The sequence below is a fragment of the Marinibaculum pumilum genome (genome assembly GCF_042646425.1).
Classification (GTDB): Bacteria; Pseudomonadota; Alphaproteobacteria; order Ferrovibrionales; family Ferrovibrionaceae; genus Marinibaculum; species Marinibaculum pumilum.
On sequence record NZ_JBHRTR010000023.1, the window covers coordinates 141497 to 163274 of the forward strand.

19 protein-coding genes are annotated in these 21778 nt (G+C 68.5%); 7 read left to right on the forward strand and 12 right to left on the reverse strand.

Translation table 11 applies throughout. The features are described 5' to 3' along the window. Window positions 1–52: 52 nt before the first annotated feature. From ACFOGJ_RS09755 to ACFOGJ_RS09770, 4 genes are all read right to left on the reverse strand, one after another. Window positions 53–628, reverse strand: coding sequence for a DUF1194 domain-containing protein (locus tag ACFOGJ_RS09755; RefSeq protein WP_379899725.1), 576 nt, complete (start codon window positions 626–628; stop codon window positions 53–55). 130 nt (window positions 629–758) lie between these two features. Continuing rightward, entirely contained in the window at window positions 759–2870 is a 2112-nt protein-coding gene (locus ACFOGJ_RS09760) for a PQQ-dependent dehydrogenase, methanol/ethanol family (protein ID WP_379899727.1), read from the reverse strand. Between the two features lie 383 nt (window positions 2871–3253). Next, complete coding sequence (locus tag ACFOGJ_RS09765) at window positions 3254–3529, reverse strand: hypothetical protein (RefSeq protein WP_379899729.1); 276 nt, start codon at window positions 3527–3529, stop codon at window positions 3254–3256. A gap of 34 nt (window positions 3530–3563) precedes the next feature. After that, a complete protein-coding gene (locus ACFOGJ_RS09770; protein WP_379899731.1) occupies window positions 3564–7283 on the reverse strand; it encodes a vitamin B12-dependent ribonucleotide reductase in 3720 nt (1239 codons plus the stop codon). A 363-nt stretch (window positions 7284–7646) separates the two neighbouring features. Here ACFOGJ_RS09770 and ACFOGJ_RS09775 point away from each other — a divergent pair, with 363 nt between their 5' ends. The 3 genes from ACFOGJ_RS09775 to ACFOGJ_RS09785 all read left to right on the forward strand — a co-directional run bounded on the left by ACFOGJ_RS09775 (window position 7647) and on the right by ACFOGJ_RS09785 (window position 9167). After that, window positions 7647–7991, forward strand: coding sequence for an NADH:ubiquinone oxidoreductase subunit NDUFA12 (locus tag ACFOGJ_RS09775; protein ID WP_379899733.1), 345 nt, complete (start codon window positions 7647–7649; stop codon window positions 7989–7991). Window positions 7992–8040: 49 nt separating this feature from the next. Beyond that, entirely contained in the window at window positions 8041–8550 is a 510-nt protein-coding gene (gene mlaD, locus ACFOGJ_RS09780) for an outer membrane lipid asymmetry maintenance protein MlaD (RefSeq protein ID WP_379899735.1), read from the forward strand. Window positions 8551–8621: 71 nt separating this feature from the next. Continuing rightward, window positions 8622–9167 (forward strand): DUF2155 domain-containing protein, encoded by a 546-nt coding sequence (locus ACFOGJ_RS09785; RefSeq protein WP_379899737.1) that lies wholly within the window; start codon window positions 8622–8624, stop codon window positions 9165–9167. Between the two features lie 30 nt (window positions 9168–9197). Here ACFOGJ_RS09785 and aat read toward each other — a convergent pair whose 3' ends face one another. The 4 genes from aat to aroQ form a co-directional block, all read right to left on the reverse strand. Continuing rightward, window positions 9198–9848, reverse strand: a complete 651-nt coding sequence (gene aat / locus ACFOGJ_RS09790; RefSeq protein WP_379899739.1) for a leucyl/phenylalanyl-tRNA--protein transferase — start codon at window positions 9846–9848, stop codon at window positions 9198–9200. An 88-nt stretch (window positions 9849–9936) separates the two neighbouring features. Next, a complete protein-coding gene (gene accC, locus ACFOGJ_RS09795; protein ID WP_379899741.1) occupies window positions 9937–11283 on the reverse strand; it encodes an acetyl-CoA carboxylase biotin carboxylase subunit in 1347 nt (448 codons plus the stop codon). Between the two features lie 18 nt (window positions 11284–11301). Beyond that, on the reverse strand, window positions 11302–11772 hold the full coding sequence (gene accB, locus ACFOGJ_RS09800; protein ID WP_379899743.1) for an acetyl-CoA carboxylase biotin carboxyl carrier protein: 471 nt from the start codon (window positions 11770–11772) through the stop codon (window positions 11302–11304). Between the two features lie 23 nt (window positions 11773–11795). Next, entirely contained in the window at window positions 11796–12269 is a 474-nt protein-coding gene (aroQ, locus tag ACFOGJ_RS09805; protein WP_379899745.1) for a type II 3-dehydroquinate dehydratase, read from the reverse strand. Window positions 12270–12636: 367 nt separating this feature from the next. On the opposite strand from aroQ, the gene ACFOGJ_RS09810 reads away from it, so the two are divergent. Continuing rightward, a complete protein-coding gene (locus ACFOGJ_RS09810) occupies window positions 12637–13302 on the forward strand; it encodes a DedA family protein (protein ID WP_379899747.1) in 666 nt (221 codons plus the stop codon). 44 nt (window positions 13303–13346) lie between these two features. Here the strand turns inward: ACFOGJ_RS09810 and ACFOGJ_RS09815 are convergent, their stop codons facing one another. The 3 genes from ACFOGJ_RS09815 to ACFOGJ_RS09825 form a co-directional block, all read right to left on the reverse strand. After that, on the reverse strand, window positions 13347–14123 hold the full coding sequence (locus tag ACFOGJ_RS09815; protein ID WP_379899749.1) for a DsbA family protein: 777 nt from the start codon (window positions 14121–14123) through the stop codon (window positions 13347–13349). 151 nt (window positions 14124–14274) lie between these two features. Continuing rightward, window positions 14275–15765 carry a glycerol kinase GlpK gene (gene glpK, locus ACFOGJ_RS09820; protein ID WP_379899751.1) on the reverse strand — a complete coding sequence of 497 codons (1491 nt, stop codon included), beginning with the start codon at window positions 15763–15765 and terminating at the stop codon, window positions 14275–14277. A 74-nt stretch (window positions 15766–15839) separates the two neighbouring features. Beyond that, entirely contained in the window at window positions 15840–17195 is a 1356-nt protein-coding gene (locus ACFOGJ_RS09825; RefSeq protein WP_379899753.1) for a M48 family metalloprotease, read from the reverse strand. 208 nt (window positions 17196–17403) lie between these two features. Here ACFOGJ_RS09825 and ACFOGJ_RS09830 point away from each other — a divergent pair, with 208 nt between their 5' ends. Beyond that, window positions 17404–18858 carry a gamma-glutamyltransferase gene (locus ACFOGJ_RS09830; protein WP_379899755.1) on the forward strand — a complete coding sequence of 485 codons (1455 nt, stop codon included), beginning with the start codon at window positions 17404–17406 and terminating at the stop codon, window positions 18856–18858. A 103-nt stretch (window positions 18859–18961) separates the two neighbouring features. Beyond that, entirely contained in the window at window positions 18962–20065 is a 1104-nt protein-coding gene (locus ACFOGJ_RS09835; RefSeq protein ID WP_379899757.1) for a pyridoxal phosphate-dependent aminotransferase, read from the forward strand. A 24-nt stretch (window positions 20066–20089) separates the two neighbouring features. On the opposite strand, the gene ACFOGJ_RS09840 is transcribed toward ACFOGJ_RS09835, so the two are convergent. Then, a complete protein-coding gene (locus ACFOGJ_RS09840) occupies window positions 20090–20929 on the reverse strand; it encodes a phosphodiesterase (RefSeq protein ID WP_379899759.1) in 840 nt (279 codons plus the stop codon). A 391-nt stretch (window positions 20930–21320) separates the two neighbouring features. Here ACFOGJ_RS09840 and ACFOGJ_RS09845 point away from each other — a divergent pair, with 391 nt between their 5' ends. Beyond that, window positions 21321–21773, forward strand: a complete 453-nt coding sequence (locus ACFOGJ_RS09845) for a baeRF12 domain-containing protein (RefSeq protein WP_379899761.1) — start codon at window positions 21321–21323, stop codon at window positions 21771–21773. The last annotated feature ends 5 nt before the right edge of the window (window positions 21774–21778 follow it).

Sequence of the window (21778 nt, forward strand, 5' to 3'; positions counted from 1 at the left end):
CCGCTCACCGCGAGGCCCGGGCGGGTGATGCATGGCGCCCGCCGCCATATGGCTAGCGTCCAGGTTCGTGCAGGGCGACCGCCACCTCGCGCAGGATCTTCCGGCGCAGGGCAGCCAGGAAATCGCCGATGCTGTCGATGCGCATGACGAATCCGTTCACCACCTGCGTCCGGTAATAGTCGTCGATCGGATAGCGGGTGCGGCCGCCCAGGACCAGGCCGTTGATTTCCACCGGCATGGCCGCGGCGGCGGCGCGCATCCGCTCCAGCAGGGCGGAATCGCGGTTGTCGCGGCCGTCGCCGGAGATGTCGATCACCCGCCGGCCGGGCTTGTCCTGCAGGAGGCGCAGGGCCTCGGAAAGCCCGCGTCCGATGCCCGTGCCGCCGCGGGAACCCTCCCACGCCCAGTCCTGATAGGCCTGGGCCGCGACGAGGGGCGGGGCGAACGGCACCACGGTCTCCGCGGTGCTGTCGAACTCGACGATGGCCACCTGGCTGTGCCGCAGCATCTGCGCCACCCGCGGGTCGCGCAGGGCATCGACATAGGCCTGGCGCTGGAGCTGCAGTTCCTCGGCGTCGATGGAACTCGATCGGTCGACGACGAAGACAAGCCAGTCGAGCGCCGTCACCGGCGATGCCGGCAGCAGCAGAAGGCCGCTGAGGAGGACAAGACACAGCCCGCGGCACCGGAAGGCAAGCTGTCGGGGCGGGAAGCCCAGCCGGATCCCGCCCCGACGCCCGGTCAGGATGACGACCGCCTCACTTCGGCCGCACCGCGTCGGCCGTTGCCTGGATGAAGGCGGCGATCTGCTCGACCTCCTTCTTGGTCAGGCGGCCTTCGAAGCTCGGCATGCCGCCCTCCACATAGGCCCCGGTCAGAACCAGTTCCGGCAGGGACTTCAGCGTGTCCGGATGCACGAATCCCAGGTTCGGCACGTTGCCGCCATTGTTCACGCCGGGCACGCCGTGGCAGACCGCACAGCTGGAGACGTAGAGGCCGGTGCCAGGACCGACATCCTCGGGGTCGAATGGCACGCCGGCCACCAGGTCGCCCTCCGGTGCCTTCACGAATTCCGGCATGGCTGCATCGCCGCCCAGGGTGAAGGTGTAGACGGTGCCCGGGCCGACCCGGTCGGTTGCCCGCTGCACGACGCCATAGACGCCGCCCCAGCCGACCGCGACAGAGACATACTGCTTGCCGTCGATCTCGTAGGTGGCGGGGCCGGCCACCACGCCGGAACCGACCGGCGTCTGCCACAAGGCCTCGCCGGTGGTGGCATTGTAGGCCACGAAGCGGCCGTCCGCGGTGCCCTGGAACACCAGATTGCCGGCCGTGGCCAGGGTGCCGCCGTTCCACGGCGACAGATGTTCCTGGCGCCAGGCCTCCTTCTGGGCGACCGGGTCCCAGGCGATCAGGGCGCCGAACGGGGTCGCTTCCGGCGCCACCGCGTTGAGGGCGAAACCGAGGTTCCAGCCGGTATTGCCGCCGAACTTGAACGGCGCGCTCTCATTGAAGGCCAGGTTCGGTTCCGGCGTCTGGGTGACCGGCACGCCCTGCGCCGGGATATAGACCAGGCCGGTGTCCGGGCTGTAGGACATCGGGTGCCAGTTATGCGCCCCATAGGCGCTGGGAATGGTCTCCCACGCTGCGTCCTGTGCGCGGGCCGCCGGGTTCTCGATCGGCCGGCCATTCGCGTCATAGCCTTCCGCCCAGGTCACCTTCACGAAGTTCTTTGCGGAGATGAACTCGCCGGTCTGGCGGTCGACGACGAAGAAGAAGCCGTTCTTCGGGGCATGCATGATGATCTTGCGGTCGCGCCCGTCGATCTTCAGGTCGGCCAGCATCAGCGGCTGTGTGGAGGTATAGTCCCAGTTGTCGCCGGGGGTTTCCTGGTAGTACCAGACCAGTTCGCCGCTGTCGGGGTTCAGCGCGACGATGGAGGCAAGATAGAGATTGTCGCCGCCGCCCGGGCTGCGCAGGTGCCGGTTCCAGGGCGTGCCGTTGCCGGTGCCGACATACATCAGGTCCAGTTCCGGGTCGAACACGATGCTGTCCCACATCGTGCCGCCGCCGCCGACTTCCCAGTACTTGCCGGACGGGTCCCAGGTCTGCGCTGCGCGCGCCATCGAGATGTCCTCGAACGGCTTCGACGGATCGCCGGGCACGGAGAACCAGCGCCAGGCCTGCTCGCCGGTCTCCGCGTCGTAGGCGGTGAGATAGCCGCGCACGCCGTATTCGGCGCCGCCATTGCCGATATAGACCTTGCCGTTGAACACCCGCGGCGCGCCGGTGATGGTGTAGCTGCGCGAGCGGTCGATGATCGTGTCGACCTCCCAGGCGGGTTCGCCGCTGGCGGAATCGAGCGCGATCAGACGGCCGTCATAGGTGGCCACGATCACCTTGCCCTTGTGCAGCGCCACGCCGCGGTTGACGACGTCGCAGCAGCCCTTTTCCGCATAGTCGCGGGGCACCTGCGGGTCGTAAGTCCAGATTTCCTCGCCGCTGCGCACATCGATGGCATGCACGATGCTCCACGACGAGGTGACGTACATGACGCCGTCCACCACCAGCGGCGTCGCCTCGACGCCGCGGCGGGAATTCAGGTCGAACGACCAGGCCAGGCCAAGCTGGCCGACATTGCCGTCGTTGATCTGGTCGAGCTTGCTGAAGCGGGTCTCGGCATAGTTCAGGCCATAGCTCGGCCAGTTCTTCGTCGACGCGTCGTTGGCGATGATCGCCTGCTCGTCGATGCCCGAGGTGGCGGCCTTGATCTGCTCCGCCGTCATCGACTCCGCCATGGCGGTGCCGAAGCCAAAGGTCGCGGTCAGCGCCAGCACAAGGCCGGCACCCGTCAGCGCGATTGCGCGCATTATGTTCCTCCCTCTGTCTCGGTTTGTCGTTGCTGACCGGTGCCGGGGCGACATCCGGGTTGACCGCTGCCCGAGTGCATGCGCGGTCGACTGTTTCTTGGTCGGTCGCATTCCTCCGATGATTGCAGGACGGACGTCCGGCAGGGCATGAGAGGCGGCGGCGCTGCCACCATGCCTCGTTCGGAATGATGCTATTCCCTCTTCTGGTTGTCCATGACAGAGAGCCGTTCGTCCCGCCGGCCAGCTGGCTCCGGCAAGTGGTCTCCGGCCAGCTGACTCCGGCAAGTGGTCTCCGGCAAGTGGATTCCGGCGAGTGGATTCCGGCGGGCGCGGCTGCGCCTGCACGGCCGGCCATCGCGGCAGCGGTCCGGCCGGGCCGGAATCTAGGCCCGGAGCGCTGCGCCCTGTGGCGGGCGATGTCGGCCGGCGGCATTGCACCAGTGCATGGCCCGCAGGCGGCCCGCTCCGGAGGAATCGCCACTGGTGTCGATCTGCCAGCCGTAGACGGCGCCCAGCCGGCCGTACTGGTGCCAGTGGATCTCCGTGCCGAACGCATCCAGCCGGGCGAAACCCGGGTCGACGCCGGGAATCGGCGTGGCGGCATGCCATGCGGCATGCCGCCGGCCGAACGCGCCGGTCAGCAGCGCTCTCTGGGTCACCTGGAGCCGCCCGGATCCGCCGGGACGGAGCCGCTCAGCTGCAGCCCGTCGTGCCGCCGCAGGTGTCGCATTTCAGGCAGGAGCCGTTGCGCACCAGGGTGAAGTTGCCGCATTCGGGGCAGGCATCGCCTTCATAGCCGCGCAGGCGTGCCTGGCGGATCTGCGCCATCTTGCCATCGTCGGCGGAGAGCACGGCGCCGGCTTCGGCGCGCAGCTCCGCCACCGCCGCTCCGCCGGTCGCGACACTGGCCGAGACCGCCACTTCCGACGTGGCGGCCTGCGCCACCGCTGCCGCTGCGCCGTCGCCCTGCATCCCGGCGGCGGCACCGCTCAGGCGGCCGGCCAGCACGTAGAGGTTGGAGCGGACATAGCCGGTGGAGGCGACCGCGCCCAGCGCTGTCTCCAGGTGCTGGGGCAGGGAGGGCAGGCTGCCCTCGCCATCGCCATCGCCCAGGCTGTCGGGATTCAGATCCTCCGGCTGCACATGGGCCAGGTCGTTGCGGCCCAGATAGCTGACCGCCAGCTCCCGGAAGACATAGTCGACGATGGAGGTCGCCATCTTGATGGCGTCGTTGCCCTCCACCGGACCCGCGGGGTCGAAGCGGGTGAAGGTGAAGGCCTCGACGAACTCCTCCAGCGGCACGCCGTACTGCAGGCCGATGGACACGGCGATGGCGAAATTGTTCATCAGGCTGCGGAAGGCGGCGCCCTCCTTGTGCATGTCGATGAAGATCTCGCCCAGGCGGCCATCATCATATTCGCCGGTGCGCAGATAGACCTTGTGGCCGCCGACGATCGCCTTCTGGGTATAGCCCTTGCGCCGGCCGGGCAGGCGCATGCGCCCCGAGACATGCCGTTCCACGATCCGCTCGGCGATGATCTGCGCCTTCGCCGCCGGCGTGGCCGCGGCGACCGTCTCGACCAGATCCTCGGTCTGCTCGGCAGCATCGTCCTCGGTATCGGCGCCCAGCTGCATCGCCGCCAGCGGCTGCGACAGCTTGGAGCCGTCGCGATACAGCGCGTTGGCCTTCAGGCCCAGCTTCCAGGACAGGAAATAGGCGTCCCGGCAATCCTCCACCGTGGCCTGGTTCGGCATGTTGATGGTCTTGGAGATCGCGCCCGAGATGAACGGCTGCGCCGCCGCCATCATGCGGATATGGCTTTCCGCAGACAGGTAGCGGGTGCCGTCCTTGCCGCAGGGATTGGCGCAGTCGAACACCGACAGATGCGCCGCCTTCAGGTGCGGCGCACCCTCCAGGGTCATGGCACCGCAGCAATGGGTGTTGGCCGCGGCGATTTCGGCGGCGCCGAAGCCCAGGGTCTCCAGCATGTCGAAGCCGGGGGCGTCCAGCATCTCCGCCGGCAGGCCCAGCACGTCGGTGCAGAACGCCTCCCCCAGGGTCCATTTGTTGAAGGCGAAGCGGATGTCGTAGGCATTGGCCAGCGCATCCTCCAGGCGCTCCAGCGCGGCATCGTCGAAACCGCGGGCGCGCAGGTCGTCATGATCGATGCCGGCGGCGCCCTTCAGGGTGCCGTGGCCGACGGCATAGGCGGTGATCGCGTCGATCTGGTCCGGGGTGTAGCCCAGCCGGCGCAGCGCCAGCGGCACCGTGCGGTTGATGATCTTGAAATAGCCGCCGCCGGCCAGCTTCTTGAACTTCACCAGGGCGAAGTCGGGCTCGATCCCGGTGGTGTCGCAGTCCATCACCAGGCCGATCGTGCCGGTCGGCGCAATGACCGTGGACTGCGCATTGCGGAAGCCGTGGATGGCGCCCAGCTCGACCACCCGGTCCCAGACCTCCGCCGCCGCCGCGGCCAGCTCCGCGTCCGGGCAATGCGCCGCGTTCAGCGGTACCGGCGGCACGCTCAGGCCCTCGTAGTTGCCGCCGTCGCGGGAAACACCCTGCGCGGCGCGCTGATGGTTGCGCATCACCCGCAGCATCGTGTCGCGATTGTCGGCGTAGCCGGGGAAGGGGCCCAGTTCCTCCGCCATCTCGGCAGAGGTGGCATAGGCCTCGCCGGTCATCAAGGCGGAGATCGCGGCGCACATCGCGCGGCCGGCATCGCTGTCATAGGACAGGCCCTGCGCCATCAGCAGCGCGCCGATATTGGCATAGCCCAGGCCCAGGGTGCGGTAGTGGTAGGACAGCTTCGCGATCTCTTCCGACGGGAACTGCGCCATCAGCACGGAGATCTCGAGGGTCACGGTCCACAGCCGCACCGCGTGGCGGAAGCCGGCCACGTCGAAGCTGCCGTCGGGGCTGCGGAAGGTCATCAGGTTCAGGGACGCCAGGTTGCAGGCCGTGTCGTCCAGGAACATGTATTCCGAGCAGGGATTCGACGCGTTGATGCGGCCGCCCGCCGGGCAGGTGTGCCATTCGTTGATGGTGGTGTCGTACTGCAGCCCCGGATCCGCGGAGGCCCAGACCGCCTCGCCGATGCGGTCCCACAGGGCGCGGGCGCGCAGGGTCTTCGCCACCCGCCCGTCGGTGCGGCGCAGCAGGTCCCAGTCGCCGTCCTCCTCCACCGCGCGCAGGAAGGCGTTGGTCACCCGGATCGAGTTGTTGGCGTTCTGGCCGGAGACCGTGAAATAGGCCTGCCCGTCCCAGTCGGTGTCGTAGGTCGGGAAGCGCAGCGAATCATAGCCCTGGCGGGCGAACTGCATGGTGCGGCGGATATAGTTCTCCGGCACCGCCACCAGGCGGGCGGCGCGGATCGCCTTGCGCAGGGCCGGGTTGGCCTTCGGCTCGAAGCGGTCGTCGCCGGCCACCCCGTCGGCCGGGGCATGGCAGGCGGCAAGGACGGCATTCAGGTGCTGCTCGCACATGCGGCTGCCGGCCACCAGGGCGGCAACCTTCTGCTCCTCCACCACCTTCCAGTCGATATATTCCTCGATGTCGGGATGATCGATGTCGACGGTGACCATCTTGGCGGCGCGGCGGGTGGTGCCGCCCGACTTGATCGCGCCGGCGGCACGGTCGCCGACCTTCAGGAAGCTCATCAGGCCGGAGGACTGGCCGCCGCCGGAGAGCGGCTCGCCGACGCCGCGGATGCGGGAGAAGTTGGTGCCGGTGCCCGAGCCGTACTTGAACAGGCGCGCCTCGCGGACCCAGAGGTCCATGATGCCGCCCTCGTTCACCAGGTCGTCGCCGACCGACTGGATGAAGCAGGCATGCGGCTGCGGATGCTCGTAGGCGTTGGCGGACCGTTTCAGCTTGCCGGTGCGGAAGTCGACATAGTGGTGGCCCTGTGCCGGACCGGCGATGCCGTAGGCCCAGTGCAGGCCGGTGTTGAACCATTGCGGCGAGTTCGGCGCGGCCATCTGCTTGGCCAGCATGTGCCGCATCTCGTCGTAATAGGCGGCGGCATCGGCCTCGCTGTCGAAATAGCCGCCCTTCCAGCCCCAATAGGCCCAGGTGCCGGCCAGCCGGTCGAAGACCTGCTTGGCGGACGATTCGGCGCCCGTGGCGGGTCCCGCCTCGCCCTCCGACTCGACGGGCTCGTGCCGCCAGAGGAACTTCGGCACGTCCTTTTCCGGCACCGCGCGCAGGGCCAGGGGCACACCGGCCTTGCGGAAATACTTCTGCGCCAGAACGTCGATCGCGACCTGCGACCAGTGCGCCGGGACCTCTATGCTGTCCATCCGGAAGACGGTGCTGCCGTCGGGGTTCCGGATCTCGCTGGAGGCGGTCTGGAACGCGATGTCGGCATAGGCCCCGCTCTCTTCGCGGGTGAAGCGGCGCGGTATCTGCATGCAAGCCCCCAGAAGTGCTTTGTTCGCCAGAAGTGCTTTGGTTGCACGTGCCGGTTCGGCACGTGCTTTGGTCGGCGCAAGCCCCGGTATTCCGCCGATGCCGGGCTATCCAGAGGGCCACCCCCGCTGCCACATCTGGTGTCTGCGCAATCGGCAGCTACCAAGGGTATGGAGCAGGTCGCGGGTGGTCAATACATCTTGTAGCTTGACCTTTGCGGAATACCGCATGGAGTGGCTGGGCGCTGCGGTTGTCCCATGCCCGCCACCGATCTCGGGCTGCGCGGCCGTGCGGCCCACTGGACGCCGGCAGCCGGCTGATCCATAAACGCTGCGATACTGCGGCCAGCCAGGGGTGATGCTGACATGGCAACGATCGGAACCCGTCTTTTCACCATGTTCCATGGGGAGCAGGTGGGCGAAGACCGATTCGGCAACCGCTATTACCGGCACAAGACCGATCCGACGCGGCGCTGGGTCCTCTACAAGGGCGTGCCGGAAGGATCGAAGGTGCCGCCGGAATGGCATGCCTGGCTCGTTGGCACCCTGAAGGAGACGCCGCCGAAGGATATGCCGCGCCGGGTCTGGGAGAAGGAGCATCTGCCCAACCTGACCGGCACCGAGCTGGCCTACCGGCCGCCCGGTGCGGTGTCCCATGGCGGGCTGCGGGCGAAGGCCACCGGCGACTACGACGCCTGGACGCCGGAATGACGGATGGTCGAGTGACAGGCGGCGAAAGGACGGGCGGGGGCCTGACGGCATGAACAACTCCCTGGTCGAGACCCTGATCGGTGCGGTGGTCCTGCTGGTGGCCGCCGTCTTCCTGGTATTTGCCTATTCGTCCTCCGGCATCGGCGGCAGCGTGTCCGGCTACGACCTGAATGCGAAGTTCTTCAATGCGGAAGGGTTGCGGGTCGGCTCGGATGTACGGCTGAGCGGCGTGAAGGTCGGCTCGGTCACCGAACAGAGCCTGGACGCGAAGACCTATCAGGCGGTGATCGGCATGACCCTGCGCACCGACGTTCAGCTGCCGGAGGATTCGGTCGCCAAGATCAGCTCCTCCGGCCTGCTGGGCGATTCCTATGTCGCGCTGGAGCCCGGCGGCAGCGATACGATGATGAAGCCCGGCGGCACCTTCCAGTACACCCAGGGCTCCGTGAACCTGATGGACCTGATCAGCAAGGCGATCTTCTCCTCGGTCGGTAGCGGATCCGAGGGCGAGGCCGCAGGCGGTGCCGGGGCTGCGCCGGCAGGTGCGACCTCCAAGTAGCGCTTGAAGTTTCGCAATATCAATAGGTTGCGACACTTTTTTGAAGTGATTGATTAGCGTAGGGAGCCGGCATGACTGTATCGGACCTGTCCCGGCTCGCCCTGTCGACGGGGCTTTCCCTGCTGCTCGCCGCGGCCCTGGTCGTGCCGGCCGGAGCGCAGCAGGCGACGGATGAGCCCCTGCGGGACGGTACGGGGCAGGCGGGCATGGGCCAGGAAGGCTCAGAAGCTCCGCTGGAGGAACTGGAGATGATCCCGGGGCAGGTTGCACGCCTGCAGACCCTGGACAAGATCTCGGCGCGGATCTCCACCATCGAGGTGCCGGTCGGCGGCACCGTGGCCTGGGAACGGCTGGACATCTCCGTCGCCAAATGCGCCCGGTCCTCGCCCTTCGAACGGCCGGAGCGCGCGGCCCTGCTGAAGATCGCGGAGCGCCGCCGCGGCCTCGCCCCGGTCGAGGTCTTTTCCGGCTGGATGTTCGCCTCCAGCCCCGCGCTGCACGCCATGGAGCATCCGGTCTACGACGTTCTGGTCGTGGACTGTATGAGCTGGTCGGCGGCCGAGGGCGGGCCCGCCGGCCAAGGTGGTGGGTCCGAAGGCGCGCCGAAGACCGAATAGGCGGCCTGACAAGGTGGCCTGCGGGGGCCCTCAGGCTGCGGTGGAGAGAAGCGCCAGGGCCTCGCTGCCGGGCAGTTCGTCGGGCAGCGCCTGGAGATCGCCTTCCACGGTCAGGGCGTCGGCAAGCATCCTGCGATAGCGGAAGCGGCTGATCTCCTGTGCACCGAACTGCTGCAGATGCTCGGTGGTGAACTGCGCGTCCAGCAGCCGGAACCCACCCGCCCGCAGCCGGGCCGCCAGATGCACCAGGGCTACCTTGCTGGCATCGCGGGCCCGCGAAAACATCGTCTCGCCAAAGAAAGCCCCGCCCAGGGATACGCCATAGAGCCCGCCGACAAGGTCCTGGCCGTCCCAGGCCTCGAGGCTGTGGACATGGCCGGCCTGGTGCAGGGCGGTATAGAGGCGCCGGATCTCGCCGTTGATCCAGGTTCTGGGCCGGTCGCGGGTCTGGGCGGCGCAGGCCTCGATCACGGCGCCGAAGCAGCGGTTGATGGTGACCCTGTAGCGGTCAGTGCGGACGGTGCGGGCCAGGCGGCGCGGCACATGGAATCCGTCGAGCGGCAGGATCCCGCGCTGTTCCGGATCGACCCAGAACAGCTCCGGATCTTCGCGATCCTCCGCCATCGGGAACAGGCCGTGGGCATAGGCCTGCAGGACGATCTCCGGCGTGATCCGGACCATGGTGTCGCGGGCTCCGGCGTGTCACGGACACTTGCAAGGCATTGGCGGGCGAGCGCTGCCGGCCGGCGGAAGCAGGGCGGCGTCGGGGTCAGGTATCCCGGTCGGCCATGAACGCTTCCAGCCAGTGGATGTCATAGGCGCCATCTATGAAGTCCTGCGATTCCAGCAGCAGCTGATGCAGCGGGATCGTGTTCTTCAGGTCGTGGATGACGAACTCTTCCAGCGCCCGCTTCAGCCGCATCAGGCATTCGTCCCGGCTCTGGCCATGGACGATCAGCTTGGCGATCAGGCTGTCGTAGTTCGGCGGAACGCGATAGCCGGAATAGAGCGCGGAATCGACCCGCACGCCGGGCCCGCCGGGCTGATGATAGGAAGAGACGAGGCCCGGCGTCGGCTGGAAGGTATGCGGATCCTCCGCGTTGATCCGGCATTCGATGGCATGGCCGGTGAAGCGGATATCCTCCTGCCGCAGGCCGAGCCGCTCGCCGGTGGCGATGCGCAGCTGCTCCCGCACCAGGTCCAGGCCGGTGACCATCTCCGTCACCGGATGCTCGACCTGCAGCCGGGTGTTCATCTCGATGAAGTAGAACTCGCCATTCTCGTACAGGAATTCCACCGTGCCCACGCCGAGATAACCCAGCTCGGCGATCGCATCGCGCACGACGCGGCCGATCCGTTCCCGGTCGGTGGCGTTCAGGGCAGGCGAGGGGGCCTCCTCGAGCACCTTCTGGTGGCGGCGCTGCAGGCTGCAGTCGCGCTCGCCCAGATGCAGGGCCGTGCCGTGGGAATCGGCAATCACCTGGATCTCGATATGGCGCGGACGGTCCAGGTACTTTTCCAGATAGACACTGTCGTCGCCGAAGGCGGCGCGGGCCTCCGCCCGGGTGCGCTGCAGGGCGGCCGCCAGGTCGTCGGGCCGGCGCACCACGGACATGCCCCGGCCGCCGCCGCCAGCTGCGGCCTTGATGAGGACGGGATAACCGATCTCCGCGGCGACCGCAGCGGCCTGCTTCGGGTCGCTGACAGGGCCGTCCGAGCCGGGCACCACCGGCACGCCCAGCCGGCGCATCGCATCCTTCGCCGCGATCTTGTCGCCCATCATCCGGATATGGTCGGCGGAAGGGCCGATGAAGGTCATGCCATGGGCGGTGACGATGTCGGCAAACCGCGCATTCTCCGACAGGAAGCCATAGCCCGGGTGGATGGCATCGGCGCCGGTGATCTCGGCCGCGGCAATGATCCCGGGAATGTTCAGGTAGCTCTGCAGCGGCGAGGGCGGGCCGATGCAGACGCTCTCGTTCGCCAGCCGCACATGCATGGCATTGCTGTCGGCGGTGGAATGCACCGCGACGGTGGAGATGCCCATCTCTCGGCATGCGCGGTGCACGCGCAGCGCGATCTCGCCGCGATTGGCTATCAGGACCTTCTCGAACATCTTGCCTGTCCGCCCCGGCTATTCGATCACCATCAGCACCTGGTCGAATTCGACGGGTTCCTCGTTCTCGACGAGGATCTGGACGAGGCGACCGCTGCGCGGCGCCGGAATCGGGTTCATGGTCTTCATCGCCTCGACGATCAGCAGGGTCTGTCCCTGGCTGACCTCGTCACCGACCTGGACATAGGGCGGGGCGCCCGGTTCCGGCGCGGTATAGGCGGTGCCGACCATCGGCGACTTCACGGCGCCGGGATGGCTGCCCGGATCGGCCGCGCCCGGCGTCGCCGGGGCCGCGCCGTCGGCGGCGCGGACAGGGCCGGCGGCCGGCGGCGGATACCAGGCCGCCGGCGCCGGTGCTGGTGCCGGCATGCTCCGGGCGATGCGCATCTGCACGCCATCCTCCGACCATTCGATCTCGGCCAGGTCCTTCTCGTGAAGGATGTCGGCGATCTCGCGGACAAGGTCGGGGTCGATGCTGAGTTTTGCCATGGAAGAGGATCCTTTCGCGGCGCCTATGCGGTCCGCAGGTCCGGGGACGGGGAGGCCGGCTGACGGTCCGACGCCAGCGCCTGGATGGCGAGTGCGTAGCCCATCGGGCCGAGGCCGGCAATGACCCCCCTGGCCGCCTGGGCGGGGTAGGAATGATGCCGGAACGTCTCGCGGGCGTGAATGTTGCTGAGATGCACCTCGATCACCGGGACGGAGATCGCACGGACGGCATCCAGCAACGCGACGGAGGTGTGGGTATAGGCGCCGCCGTTCAACACCACGCCGACCGCGCCCGCGTGATGGGCCTCGTGCAGCAGGTCGACCAGCGCGCCCTCGTGGTTGCTCTGGTGGCAGCGGGCTTCGAGGTCCAGGGCGGCGGCGGTCTGCCGGCACAGCTCCTCGATCCCGGCGAGGGTGATGGCGCCGTAGATACCGGGCTCGCGGCTGCCGAGCATGTTCAGGTTGGGTCCGTTCAGGACATAAATCAGTGCAGTCATCCGCTGCGGCATTTCCGGCGCAAATTTTCCCCCCAATCGCCGACCGGTCCCTCGCCGACCGGTTCTTCGCCAACCGGCGCCTCACCGACCGGCTCCTCACCGACCGGCCGGGTGCGGCTGCTGCCTGCGGCAGGCCGCCACACCGCAGTTATAGCCCGTGCCGCACCCGGACGAAAAGTCGCGGGAATGGAGCCGCAGGGGCGATCCCGAGCGTTTTCGCTTTCGTCACCGCGCCGGCCATTGCTAGGGTTGCCCGATGCGTTCTGCGGCGCTGCGTCGGCGCAAATCGCGATAATGAAAGCGGTTCGCATCGGGAAAACGGTTCGCAACGGCGCTCCGGGGCAGCAATCGGGAACGGCTCGGTCACGTGGAAGTCTGGGGAATCGATCTGGCGCAGTTGATCAGCGACTATGGCTCGCTGTTCTACGTCGTCACCTTCATCTGGGTGTTCCTGGAGGGGGAGACGTTCGTCATCTTCTCCGGCGCGCTGGCGGAACAGGGCTACCTGAACATCTGGATCCTGATCGCCGTGGCCTGGATCGGCAGCTTCTGCGGCGACCAGCTGTATTTCTATATCGGGCGCCGCTACGGGGCGCGCGTGATCGCCCGTTTCCCGCGGATCGAACGCGGCGCCGACCGGGCGCTGCGGCTGCTGCACCGCTACCATACCGCCTTCATCCTCAGCTACCGCTTCATCTACGGCGTGCGGAACTTCGCCTCTTTCGCGATGGGGATGAGCGAGGTGCCCTGGCGGCGCTTCCTGGTCCTGAACTTCGTCGCCGCCGGGCTCTGGGCGACCAGCTTCGCGGGCGGCGGCTATCTGATCGGCAAGCTGATCGGGGCCCTGCTGGGGGACTATGCGAAGAGCTTCATGCTGGTCTTCCTGGCGCTGTTCCTGATCCTCTTCTCCTTCGGCCTGTGGTTCATGCACCGCAAGATGAAGCAGGAGGATGCCGCGCCGCCGGCGCAGCCGCGTGCCCTGCCGCACCACGGCACGAAGGAGTTGCCGGCCAAGTCCGGCAGCGGCAGCTGACGCCCGCAGCCGTCCTGGCGCGGACGGCTGCGGAGATTTGCGGCTCAGCCGCCGCTGCGTTCGCTGGCGACCAGTTCCTGCAGCTGGGCCTTGGGCACGGCACCCGGCACCAGGTTGTCGCCGACGATGAAAGCCGGCGTGCCGTTCACGCCGATGTCGCGGGCGATCTGCTGGTTGATATTCAGCGCATTGTCGATGTCCGACGAGCCCATGTCGCGCTTCAGCTGCTCGACGTCGAATCCCAGATTCTCGGCGATGCCCATGACCGATGCCTCGTTCAGGGCCCGCGAATTCATCAGGGCGTTGTGGAAATCCATGTATTTGGCACGGTCCTGCTTCAGGGAGGCCATCGCCGCGCGGGCGGCAAGGACGCTCTCCTCGCTGAGGATCGGGAACTCGATGAACACCACCCGCAGGTCGTCGTCCTCCGCCAGCATCTCCTGGATGGTGGGCAGGGCGCGGCGGCAATAGCCGCAGCGATAGTCGAAGAACTCAACCATCGTCGCGCTGGCATCCTCCGGCCCGGCGGCGAAGGTGGTCGGCCCGGCCTGGAACCTGTCCTTGTGCGCGGCGATCGCGGCCTTCGCCTGCTCCGCCTTGGCGGACTGCTCGCGCTGCTGCAGGACCTCCATCGCGTCGACGATGACCTCCGGGTTTTCCAGCAGATAGCCGCGGATGAAGGCGCCCATCTCCGCCTTCTCGGCGGCCGACATCTCTGCACTGGCAGGCGCGGGGGAGAGGGCGATGGCGGAGGTCATCGCCAGGCCGGCGGCGAGCCCGAGGGCGGCAAGCGGGCGGGGCATACGGGTGGGCACGTTCATCGGCGGCTCCTTCAGGCTCTGGCGGTCCGGCATCCTGCGAAGGCCGGCTCCGGCGAACAAGTCACGTATCTGTCAGGCAAACGGCCGTGCCGTCCGCATCGGCGGCCTTCCTGCACGACGGTTCGGGTCGAAATGTGGCAGCGGGTCGACGTTATGATGTCAGGACCCGTCGCACGGCAATATCCCAGCCGCCGCACAGCGCTTCGCGCCGCTCCGGCGCCATCGACGGCTCGAACAGGCGCTCGCGCTGCCAGCGGCCGGCCACATCGTCCAGGTCCCGGTAGACGCCCTGCGCCAGACCGGCAAGGAAGGCGGCGCCCAGCGCGGTCGTCTCGGTCACCGACGGCCGTTCCACCGGCAGGTCCAGGATGTCCGCCATGAACTGCATCACCCAGTCGTTGACGCTGAGCCCGCCATCCACCCGCAGCGCCTGTGGCGTCGGGATGCCGTCGGCGATCATGGCGTCCATCAGGTCGCGGGTCTGGTAGGCGACGGCTTCGAGCGTTGCCCGGGCGATCTGCGGCACGCCGGTGGCCCGGGTCATGCCGACGATGGCGCCGCGCGCCTCCGGGTCCCACCAGGGCGCGCCGAGGCCGGTGAAGGCGGGGACCAGATAGACGCCGCCGGTATCCTCCACCTGCCGGGCCAGTGCCTCCGTCTCCGCGGCCTGGCCGATCACCCCCAGACCGTCCCGCAGCCATTGCACCGCCGCTCCGGCGACAAAGATCGCCCCTTCCAATGCGTAGGTCCGGCGGCCGTCCAACTGCCAGGCGATGGTGGTGAGCAGGCGGTTTTCCGACCGCACCGGGATCTCGCCGGTATTGGCCAGGGCGAAGCAGCCGGTGCCGTAGGTCGACTTCACCATGCCCGGGGCGAAGGCCGCCTGGCCGAAGGTCGCCGCCTGCTGGTCGCCGGCCAGGCCGGCGATCGGGATCGCCGCGCCGAACAGCTCCGGCAGGCAATGGCCGACCACCCCGGCGCTGTCGACCACCGTCGGCATCAGGCCGCGCGGGATCGCGAACAGGCGCTGAAGTTCCGGGTCCCAGCGCCCGGTGCGGATATCCAGCAGCATGGTGCGCGCCGCGTTGGTGGCGTCGGTGACATGGCAGCGGCCGCCCGTCAGCTTCCAGACCAGGAAGCTGTCGATCGTCCCGAAGGCCAGTTCGCCGCGTGCGGCACGATCCTCCGCGCCAGGCACATGGGTCAGCAGCCAGGCGATCTTGGTGGCGGAGAAGTAGGGATCGAGCAGCAGCCCGGTCCGCTGCCGCACCAGCTCCTCGGCGCCCTTCTGCCGCAGCTGCTCGCAGATCGAGGCGGTGCGCCGGTCCTGCCAGACGATGGCGTTGTGGATCGGCTGGCCGGTGGCCCGGTCCCAGACCACCGTCGTCTCCCGCTGGTTGGTGATGCCGATCCCCGCGACCTCCGCCGCAGCCGTACCGGCGGCGGCGAGGGCGTCGCGCACCACCGCCTGGACGTCCTGCCAGATCCGCATCGCGTCATGTTCCACCCAGCCCGGCGCCGGGTAGATCTGCGGCAGCTCCCGCTGCGCCACGCCGCGGACATCGCCGTCCGGGCCGAAGATGATGGCACGTGTCGAAGTGGTGCCCTGGTCGATGACCAGGAGCGGCGCGTCGCTCGTCATGTCTCCCCCCTGGCAGCGGCCGTTCCCCGAGTTGCGGCTGCCATTGCCTTCCTGCGCCTGCCGCCGCGCGGCGGTCAGCGGCGCTTCTGTTGCTGTTCCTCCAGCAGGCGCTTGGCCTCGGCCTCGATATCGGTGGCCCGCACCTGGCCTGGCGCGCCGGCCGGGATCATCCGTGCGGCGCGCTGTGCCTGGCCATAGGCGTCCCGGTAATTGCCGGTGCGAAAGAAATACTCCGCATTGGCCAGGGCGGACTGGCCGAGATCGCCGGAACGGCCCTCCGCGATGGCCAGCTGGCGCCAGGCATTCGGCGAGTCGGGGTCCTGCCGCAGGCTGCTGTTCAACGCCTGCTCCGCCTCCGCCAGATGGGCGGGATTCTCGGTCGCCAGCAGGGCCTGCGCCAGGCCGGTCTGCAGCAGAGATTCCTGCGGCGCCAGCCGCACCGCGTCGCGATAGGGCGGGATCGATTCCTCGACCCGGCCGCTTTCCAGCAGGATCTGGCCCTTCAATTCGTGGAAAAAGGCATAGTCCGGCTGCTCGGCGATCAGGCTGTCGACCAGCGGCAGGGCGCGGCTCATGTCCGCGGTGCGGTAATAGGCGAAGGCCCGGGCATAGCGGGCCGGCAGGCTGGTGTCGCTTTCCGGCCATTTGCGCAGGGTCGCCTGCAGGCCGTTCAGGTAACCGTCCAGCTTCGCCTGGATCAGCGCCAGGTGCAGCTTGTCGGTGGCGCTGTCGGGGCGGACCTGTGCCTGGCGCGCCGCGCGGTTCTGCAGTGCCGAGACCCGTTCGCGGCTCAGCGGGTGGGTGCGGACATAGGGATCCTGGCGGCTGGACAGCAGTGCCTCCTGGTCGCCCAGCACCTCCAGGAAGTCGACGAGGCCCTGCACCGACTGGCCGGTGTCCTGCAGGTAGGTCGCGGCCGCCTGGTCGGCGGAGCTTTCCTGCGTGCGGGTGAACTGCAGGAACGATCGCTGCGCGATCTGCTGCGATCCCAGCAGCGCCGCCCCGGCGGCCTGCGGGGCGCCCGCGATCATCGCGGCGGCGCCCAGCACCATGCCCAGGATCGATGTCGCGGTGGCGTTCTTGGTGGCGTCGTGGAAGCGCGCCAGATGGCCGCCGGCGATATGCCCGGTTTCATGGGCGATCACGCCGATCAGTTCGTTCGGCGTGCGCACCCGCTGCAGCAGGCCGGTATTGATGAAGATCCGCTGTCCGCCCGCGACGAAGGCGTTCAGGCTGCGGTCGTCGACCAGATGCACGGTGATCGCATCGGGGTTCAGGCCGGCCGCGCGAAAGATCGGCTCCGACCAGTCGCGGATGACCCACTCTATTTCTGCGTCCCGGATGAGTGATACACTCCGGGCCTCGGAAGCCGGCAGCAGCAGTGCCGCCGCCAGTCCGATCGCCATCACCAGATTTACCGCGTAGCGCATGATTCGTATCCAACGGGCCGCAAGTCCCGCACGTTCAGGTCTGTCCGGGCCATTCAAACATGAGCGCGTATCCCCACAAAGCCGTCGCCGGTCGATCCGGCGGCCTGCCGCAGGGGGCAGCAGCTTATATGGGTATTGCCTGCGCCGGGGGCGCGCCCTAGCGCGCGGCCTGGGCGTCGGGCTTTTCGGCCTGGCGCTGTCGGGCTGTGTGCTGACGGGGCAGAAGAGCGGCGCCCCCCTGGGCTCGATCGGCCATGTGCTGGGCTTCATCGGCGGCGCCGCCACCGAGGGCCCGCGCGCCACCCTGATCGCGCGCAACATCCTGTCGGCCGGCGGCACCGCGGCCGATGCCGCCGTCGCGGCCGCCTTCATGCTGACCGTGACCTATCCGGTGGCGGCCTCGCTTGCCGGCGGCGGCCGCTGCCTGGTGTTCGATGGCGAGCGCGAGACGGTCGGCTATTTCGATTTTCCGGTCCGGCCGCCCGCCGGCGGCGGCACGGTGCCCATACCCGGTCTTGTTCGCGGTCTGGCGCTTCTCCACGCGGAACATGGCCGGTTGCCCTGGTCGCAGCTCGTTTCGCCGGCGGAGCAGGTGGCCCGCTTCGGCGAACGGGTGACCCGCGCCTATGCCCGTGTCCTGCGGGAACCCGGCGTGATGGCGCGGCTGAGCCCGGCGGCCCGGACCGCCCTGGCGGTGGGTCCGGACGGTCAGGTGCTGGACGAAGGCGCGCCGCATGTTCATCCGGAACTGGCCTCCACCCTGAGCCGGATCCGCCTGGCCGGCGCCGGCGACTTCTATTCGGGCCTGCTGGCGCGCAGCTTCGTGGATGCCGTCGACGATCTGGGCGGCACCGTGACGATGGACGAGATGCGCGGCTACCGGATCGATACCGGCATCCCGGAGGCCCGCCCGTTCGATGCCTTCGAGGTCTATTTCGATCCCGCGCATTCGGCCCGCATGCTGGCGGTCTGGGACAAGGTGGTGGAACGGCGCCCGGCGCTGATCGCGGACGGCGCCGACCTGTCGGCGCTGCCGGCCGCACTGCTGTCCGTTGCGCCGGCAGGGCTTGGCGATGGCGCGCCGAACCTGGCGGGCATCGGGGCGACGACCATCGCCGTCGCCGACCGCGAAGGCCAGTCCGTCGCCTGCAGCCTGGAGGTCGGCCCGCCGTTCGGCAGCGGGCTCTATGCCCGCGCGGTAGGCACATTGCTTCCGGCAATGCCTACGACGGGGTCGTTTTCGGAAGCGAGCCTGGCCGTGATCGGCAGCGAGAAGAGCTGGCGCTCCCGTGGCGCGTTCGGGGCCGCTTCGGGCCTGCCGGGCGGCGCCACCGCATCGCTGCTGGAAACCATGCTGCCGATGCTGGCGGACGATGCGACGGCGGCCCAGGCGCAGGCGCGCGCGCGGTTCGTGCCACTGCCGGGCGGCACCGGCTTTGCAGTGGAAGGGACGAACGCGGCCGCAGGAGCGGCGGCCACGGAGCTTCCGGCGGAGATGCGACAGGCTCTGTCGGGAACGGGGCGCCCCGTGACAAGCGTGGAAAGGATCGGTCGCGTGAACATCGCCTATTGTGCGGACGGGATACCGGTCGACGACGACGAACTGTGCTACTTCGCGCACGATCCACGAGGACACGGCCTCGGCGCCGGCTACAGTTTCTGATGACGGGCGGCCTCTGATGGCCGGTGCCGGGCCGGCCGCGCCGCGACCGGCGGCGCCGGCGCAGCGGATCTCCCGCCGTTCGGGAATCCCTGCCTTTCAGGCGATGGAAGTCCTGAAGGCGGCCAATGCCCGTGAACGGGCGGGGGATTCGGTCCTGCACCTGGAGGCCGGGCAGCCCGGCACCGGGGCGCCGCGACGGGTGCGGGAGGCCGCTGCCCGCCTCGTGATGTCAGAGAATCTCGGCTACACGGACGCGCTTGGCATCCCGGAACTGCGGGCGGCGATCGCCGGGCATTATGCCCGCTGGTACGGCGTCGAGCTGGCGCCGGAGCGGGTCGTGGTGACGACCGGATCCTCCGCTGCCTTCGTCCTGGCCTTCCTGGCGCTGTTCGACCGCGGCGCCCGGGTGGGAATCGCCGCGCCCGGCTACCCGGCCTATCGCAACATCCTGTCCGCACTGGACATGGCCGAACATGCGATCCCGGTCAACGACAGCACCCGCTACCAGCCCGCGCCGAAGCATCTGGACCGGATCGCCGGCCCGCTCGACGGGTTGCTGGTGGCCAATCCGGCCAATCCGACCGGCAGCATGCTGACGGCGGCCGAACTGCAGGATTTGGCGGCGGCCTGCGCGGCGCGCGGAACCGCGCTGATCGTCGACGAGATCTACCACGGCATCTGCTTCGAGTTCCCGGCGCCGACCATCCTGGCGCTGCGCGACGATGCGATCGCGGTGAACAGCTTCTCGAAATATTTCGGCATGACCGGCTGGCGCCTGGGCTGGATGGTGGTGCCGGACCCGCTGGTCGCCACGGTCGAGCGGCTGGCCCAGAACCTGTTCATTTCGCCGCCCGCGATTTCGCAATACGCGGCCCTCGCGGCGTTCGAGTCCTATGACGAACTGGACGCCAACGTGGCGCGCTATGCGCAGAACAGGCAGCTGCTGCTGGAGGCCCTGCCGCAGCTGGGCATGGGGCATTTCGCGCCGCCGGACGGTGCCTTCTACGTCTATGTGGATGTCGGCGGGCTGACCAACGATTCGCGCGCCTTCTGCCGGCGGATGCTGCAGGAGACGGGGGTTGCAACCACACCAGGGGTGGATTTCGACCCGGCCTGGGGGCACCGCTTCATGCGCCTGTCCTTTGCCGGCGCAACAGAGGATATCGCCGAGGCGATGGATCGTCTGCGCGCCTGGCTGCCCGCCTGATTGAGGTGCGGCGGCGGCCGGCGGCTATTCGGCTGCCGGCAGCGGGGCGCCCCGGCTGTCTGCCACCGCACGCTCACCCAGTCCGAAGCGCGGGCCGGCGTAGAGGAAGTCATGCGGATGCACGATCACCCGGTCGGCATCCACCAGGACGACGGCATAGGCGGGCGGCTCGTGGCTGCCGGCAATGTCGCCATCCCCGGCGGCATCGAAATCCAGCCAGCACTGGTGATTGGTGGCGCGCACGGTCGATACCGGAATGCCCAGCCAGCTGCCGCCGACCGGCCGGTGCACATGGCCGAAGAACAGGTGCCGGATGCGATGCGCAAAGGGCTCCACGATCTCCTGGAAGTCGGCGGCCTGCCGCAGGCCGATCCGGTCCAGGGGGCGGATGCCGATGTCGAACGGTGGATGGTGCATGAACAGGAAGATCGCGCCGTCGCTCTCCGACAGCTGCCGGGCCAGCCATTCCTGGCGGCGTTCGCAGTACCAGCCGGCATGGCTGCCCGGTTCGTTGGTGTCCAGGACCAGGAAGCGGCCCTCCGGCGTGTCGAACGCCTGCTGCACATAGCCATGCGGATCCACCGGCACCGTCGGGAAGTGGCGCAGCAGGGTGGGGCGGTGGTCATGGTTGCCGATCACCAGGGTGACCGGCGGCACCAGGCCGGTGAGGCAGTCGCGCAGCAGGGCATAGGCCTCGGCCTCGCCCCAGTGGGTGAGGTCGCCGGTGATGATGCAGTGGTCGGCGTCGGCGTGGTGCCGGTTGATGTCGGCGATGCAGGCCACCAGCCGCTCCTGGGGATCCAGGCCATACAGCCGTTCGCCGCGCTTCACGAAATGCGTGTCGGTCAGGTGGATCAGTTTCATCGGTGGTCGCTTGTCCCGGTGCGCGGTGCCCGCCACGGCAGCCTGTGGCGGGGAGGTCCCGACCCGGCTTCCGCCGCCTCTGTCATCGGAAAACGATAGCAAGCCTTCGCTGCACTTTGATGACATCTAGATGAATCTTGAGGTGGCCGATGCCGGCGGAGCTCCCGGCGAGACGCCTCGGTGCCGGAAACCTCTGAGATATTCGGAACGGATGGTCCGATCCCTGTCCCCGTAGCCGTGACGCAATTCGGATTCATCTAGACATCCAGGCGCCGACGGGCCTCTGGAACCAAGCGCGGGGTGCAGCTTTTCCCTTCACATGCGTGCGGCCCGAGCCACGGGCCGCAGGGGTGGGCCGCGGAGGCGGCGAGAACCCAGGAAGGAGACGCTGATGAGCGGAGTGGAAATTCCCGGCGATGCGCTGGTTCTGGTGGGCGACGGCGAGAAGGCGCTGTTCCTGCGGAATCGCGGCGATGACAGGCAGGCCAACCTGCAGGTCGAGAGGGTGCTCGAACATCCCGATCCGCCGACGCGGGAACAGGGCACCGACCGGCCGGGCCGGTTCAACGACGGGCCCACGGTCGCGCGCAGCGCGGTGGAGCAGACGGACTGGCACCAGTTGGAGAAGGACCGCTTCGCCGGCGAGATCGCAGAGGCGCTCTACAAGGCCGCCCATGCGGGGCGCTACGACAAGCTGATCGTGGTGGCGCCCCCGAAGGTGCTCGGTGCCCTGCGGAAGGCCTATCACAAGGAGGTCAGCGCCCGCCTGCTGGCGGAGGTCGACAAGGACCTGACCAACCAGCCGCCATACGAGATCGAGAAGCGCCTGAAAGGTGCCGCCTGACGTCA

Coding starts and splice junctions, on each gene's coding strand:
- ACFOGJ_RS09760 (WP_379899727.1), bottom strand. CDS start 2,870: ATGCGCGCAATCGCGCTGACGGGTGCCGGCCTTGTGCTGGCGCTGACC.
- ACFOGJ_RS09770 (WP_379899731.1), bottom strand. CDS start 7,283: ATGCAGATACCGCGCCGCTTCACCCGCGAAGAGAGCGGGGCCTATGCC.
- ACFOGJ_RS09775 (WP_379899733.1), top strand. CDS start 7,647: ATGGCAACGATCGGAACCCGTCTTTTCACCATGTTCCATGGGGAGCAG.
- mlaD (WP_379899735.1), top strand. CDS start 8,041: ATGAACAACTCCCTGGTCGAGACCCTGATCGGTGCGGTGGTCCTGCTG.
- ACFOGJ_RS09785 (WP_379899737.1), top strand. CDS start 8,622: ATGACTGTATCGGACCTGTCCCGGCTCGCCCTGTCGACGGGGCTTTCC.
- aat (WP_379899739.1), bottom strand. CDS start 9,848: ATGGTCCGGATCACGCCGGAGATCGTCCTGCAGGCCTATGCCCACGGC.
- accC (WP_379899741.1), bottom strand. CDS start 11,283: ATGTTCGAGAAGGTCCTGATAGCCAATCGCGGCGAGATCGCGCTGCGC.
- accB (WP_379899743.1), bottom strand. CDS start 11,772: ATGGCAAAACTCAGCATCGACCCCGACCTTGTCCGCGAGATCGCCGAC.
- aroQ (WP_379899745.1), bottom strand. CDS start 12,269: ATGACTGCACTGATTTATGTCCTGAACGGACCCAACCTGAACATGCTC.
- ACFOGJ_RS09815 (WP_379899749.1), bottom strand. CDS start 14,123: ATGAACGTGCCCACCCGTATGCCCCGCCCGCTTGCCGCCCTCGGGCTC.
- glpK (WP_379899751.1), bottom strand. CDS start 15,765: ATGACGAGCGACGCGCCGCTCCTGGTCATCGACCAGGGCACCACTTCG.
- ACFOGJ_RS09825 (WP_379899753.1), bottom strand. CDS start 17,195: ATGCGCTACGCGGTAAATCTGGTGATGGCGATCGGACTGGCGGCGGCA.
- ACFOGJ_RS09835 (WP_379899757.1), top strand. CDS start 18,962: ATGGAAGTCCTGAAGGCGGCCAATGCCCGTGAACGGGCGGGGGATTCG.
- ACFOGJ_RS09840 (WP_379899759.1), bottom strand. CDS start 20,929: ATGAAACTGATCCACCTGACCGACACGCATTTCGTGAAGCGCGGCGAA.
- ACFOGJ_RS09845 (WP_379899761.1), top strand. CDS start 21,321: ATGAGCGGAGTGGAAATTCCCGGCGATGCGCTGGTTCTGGTGGGCGAC.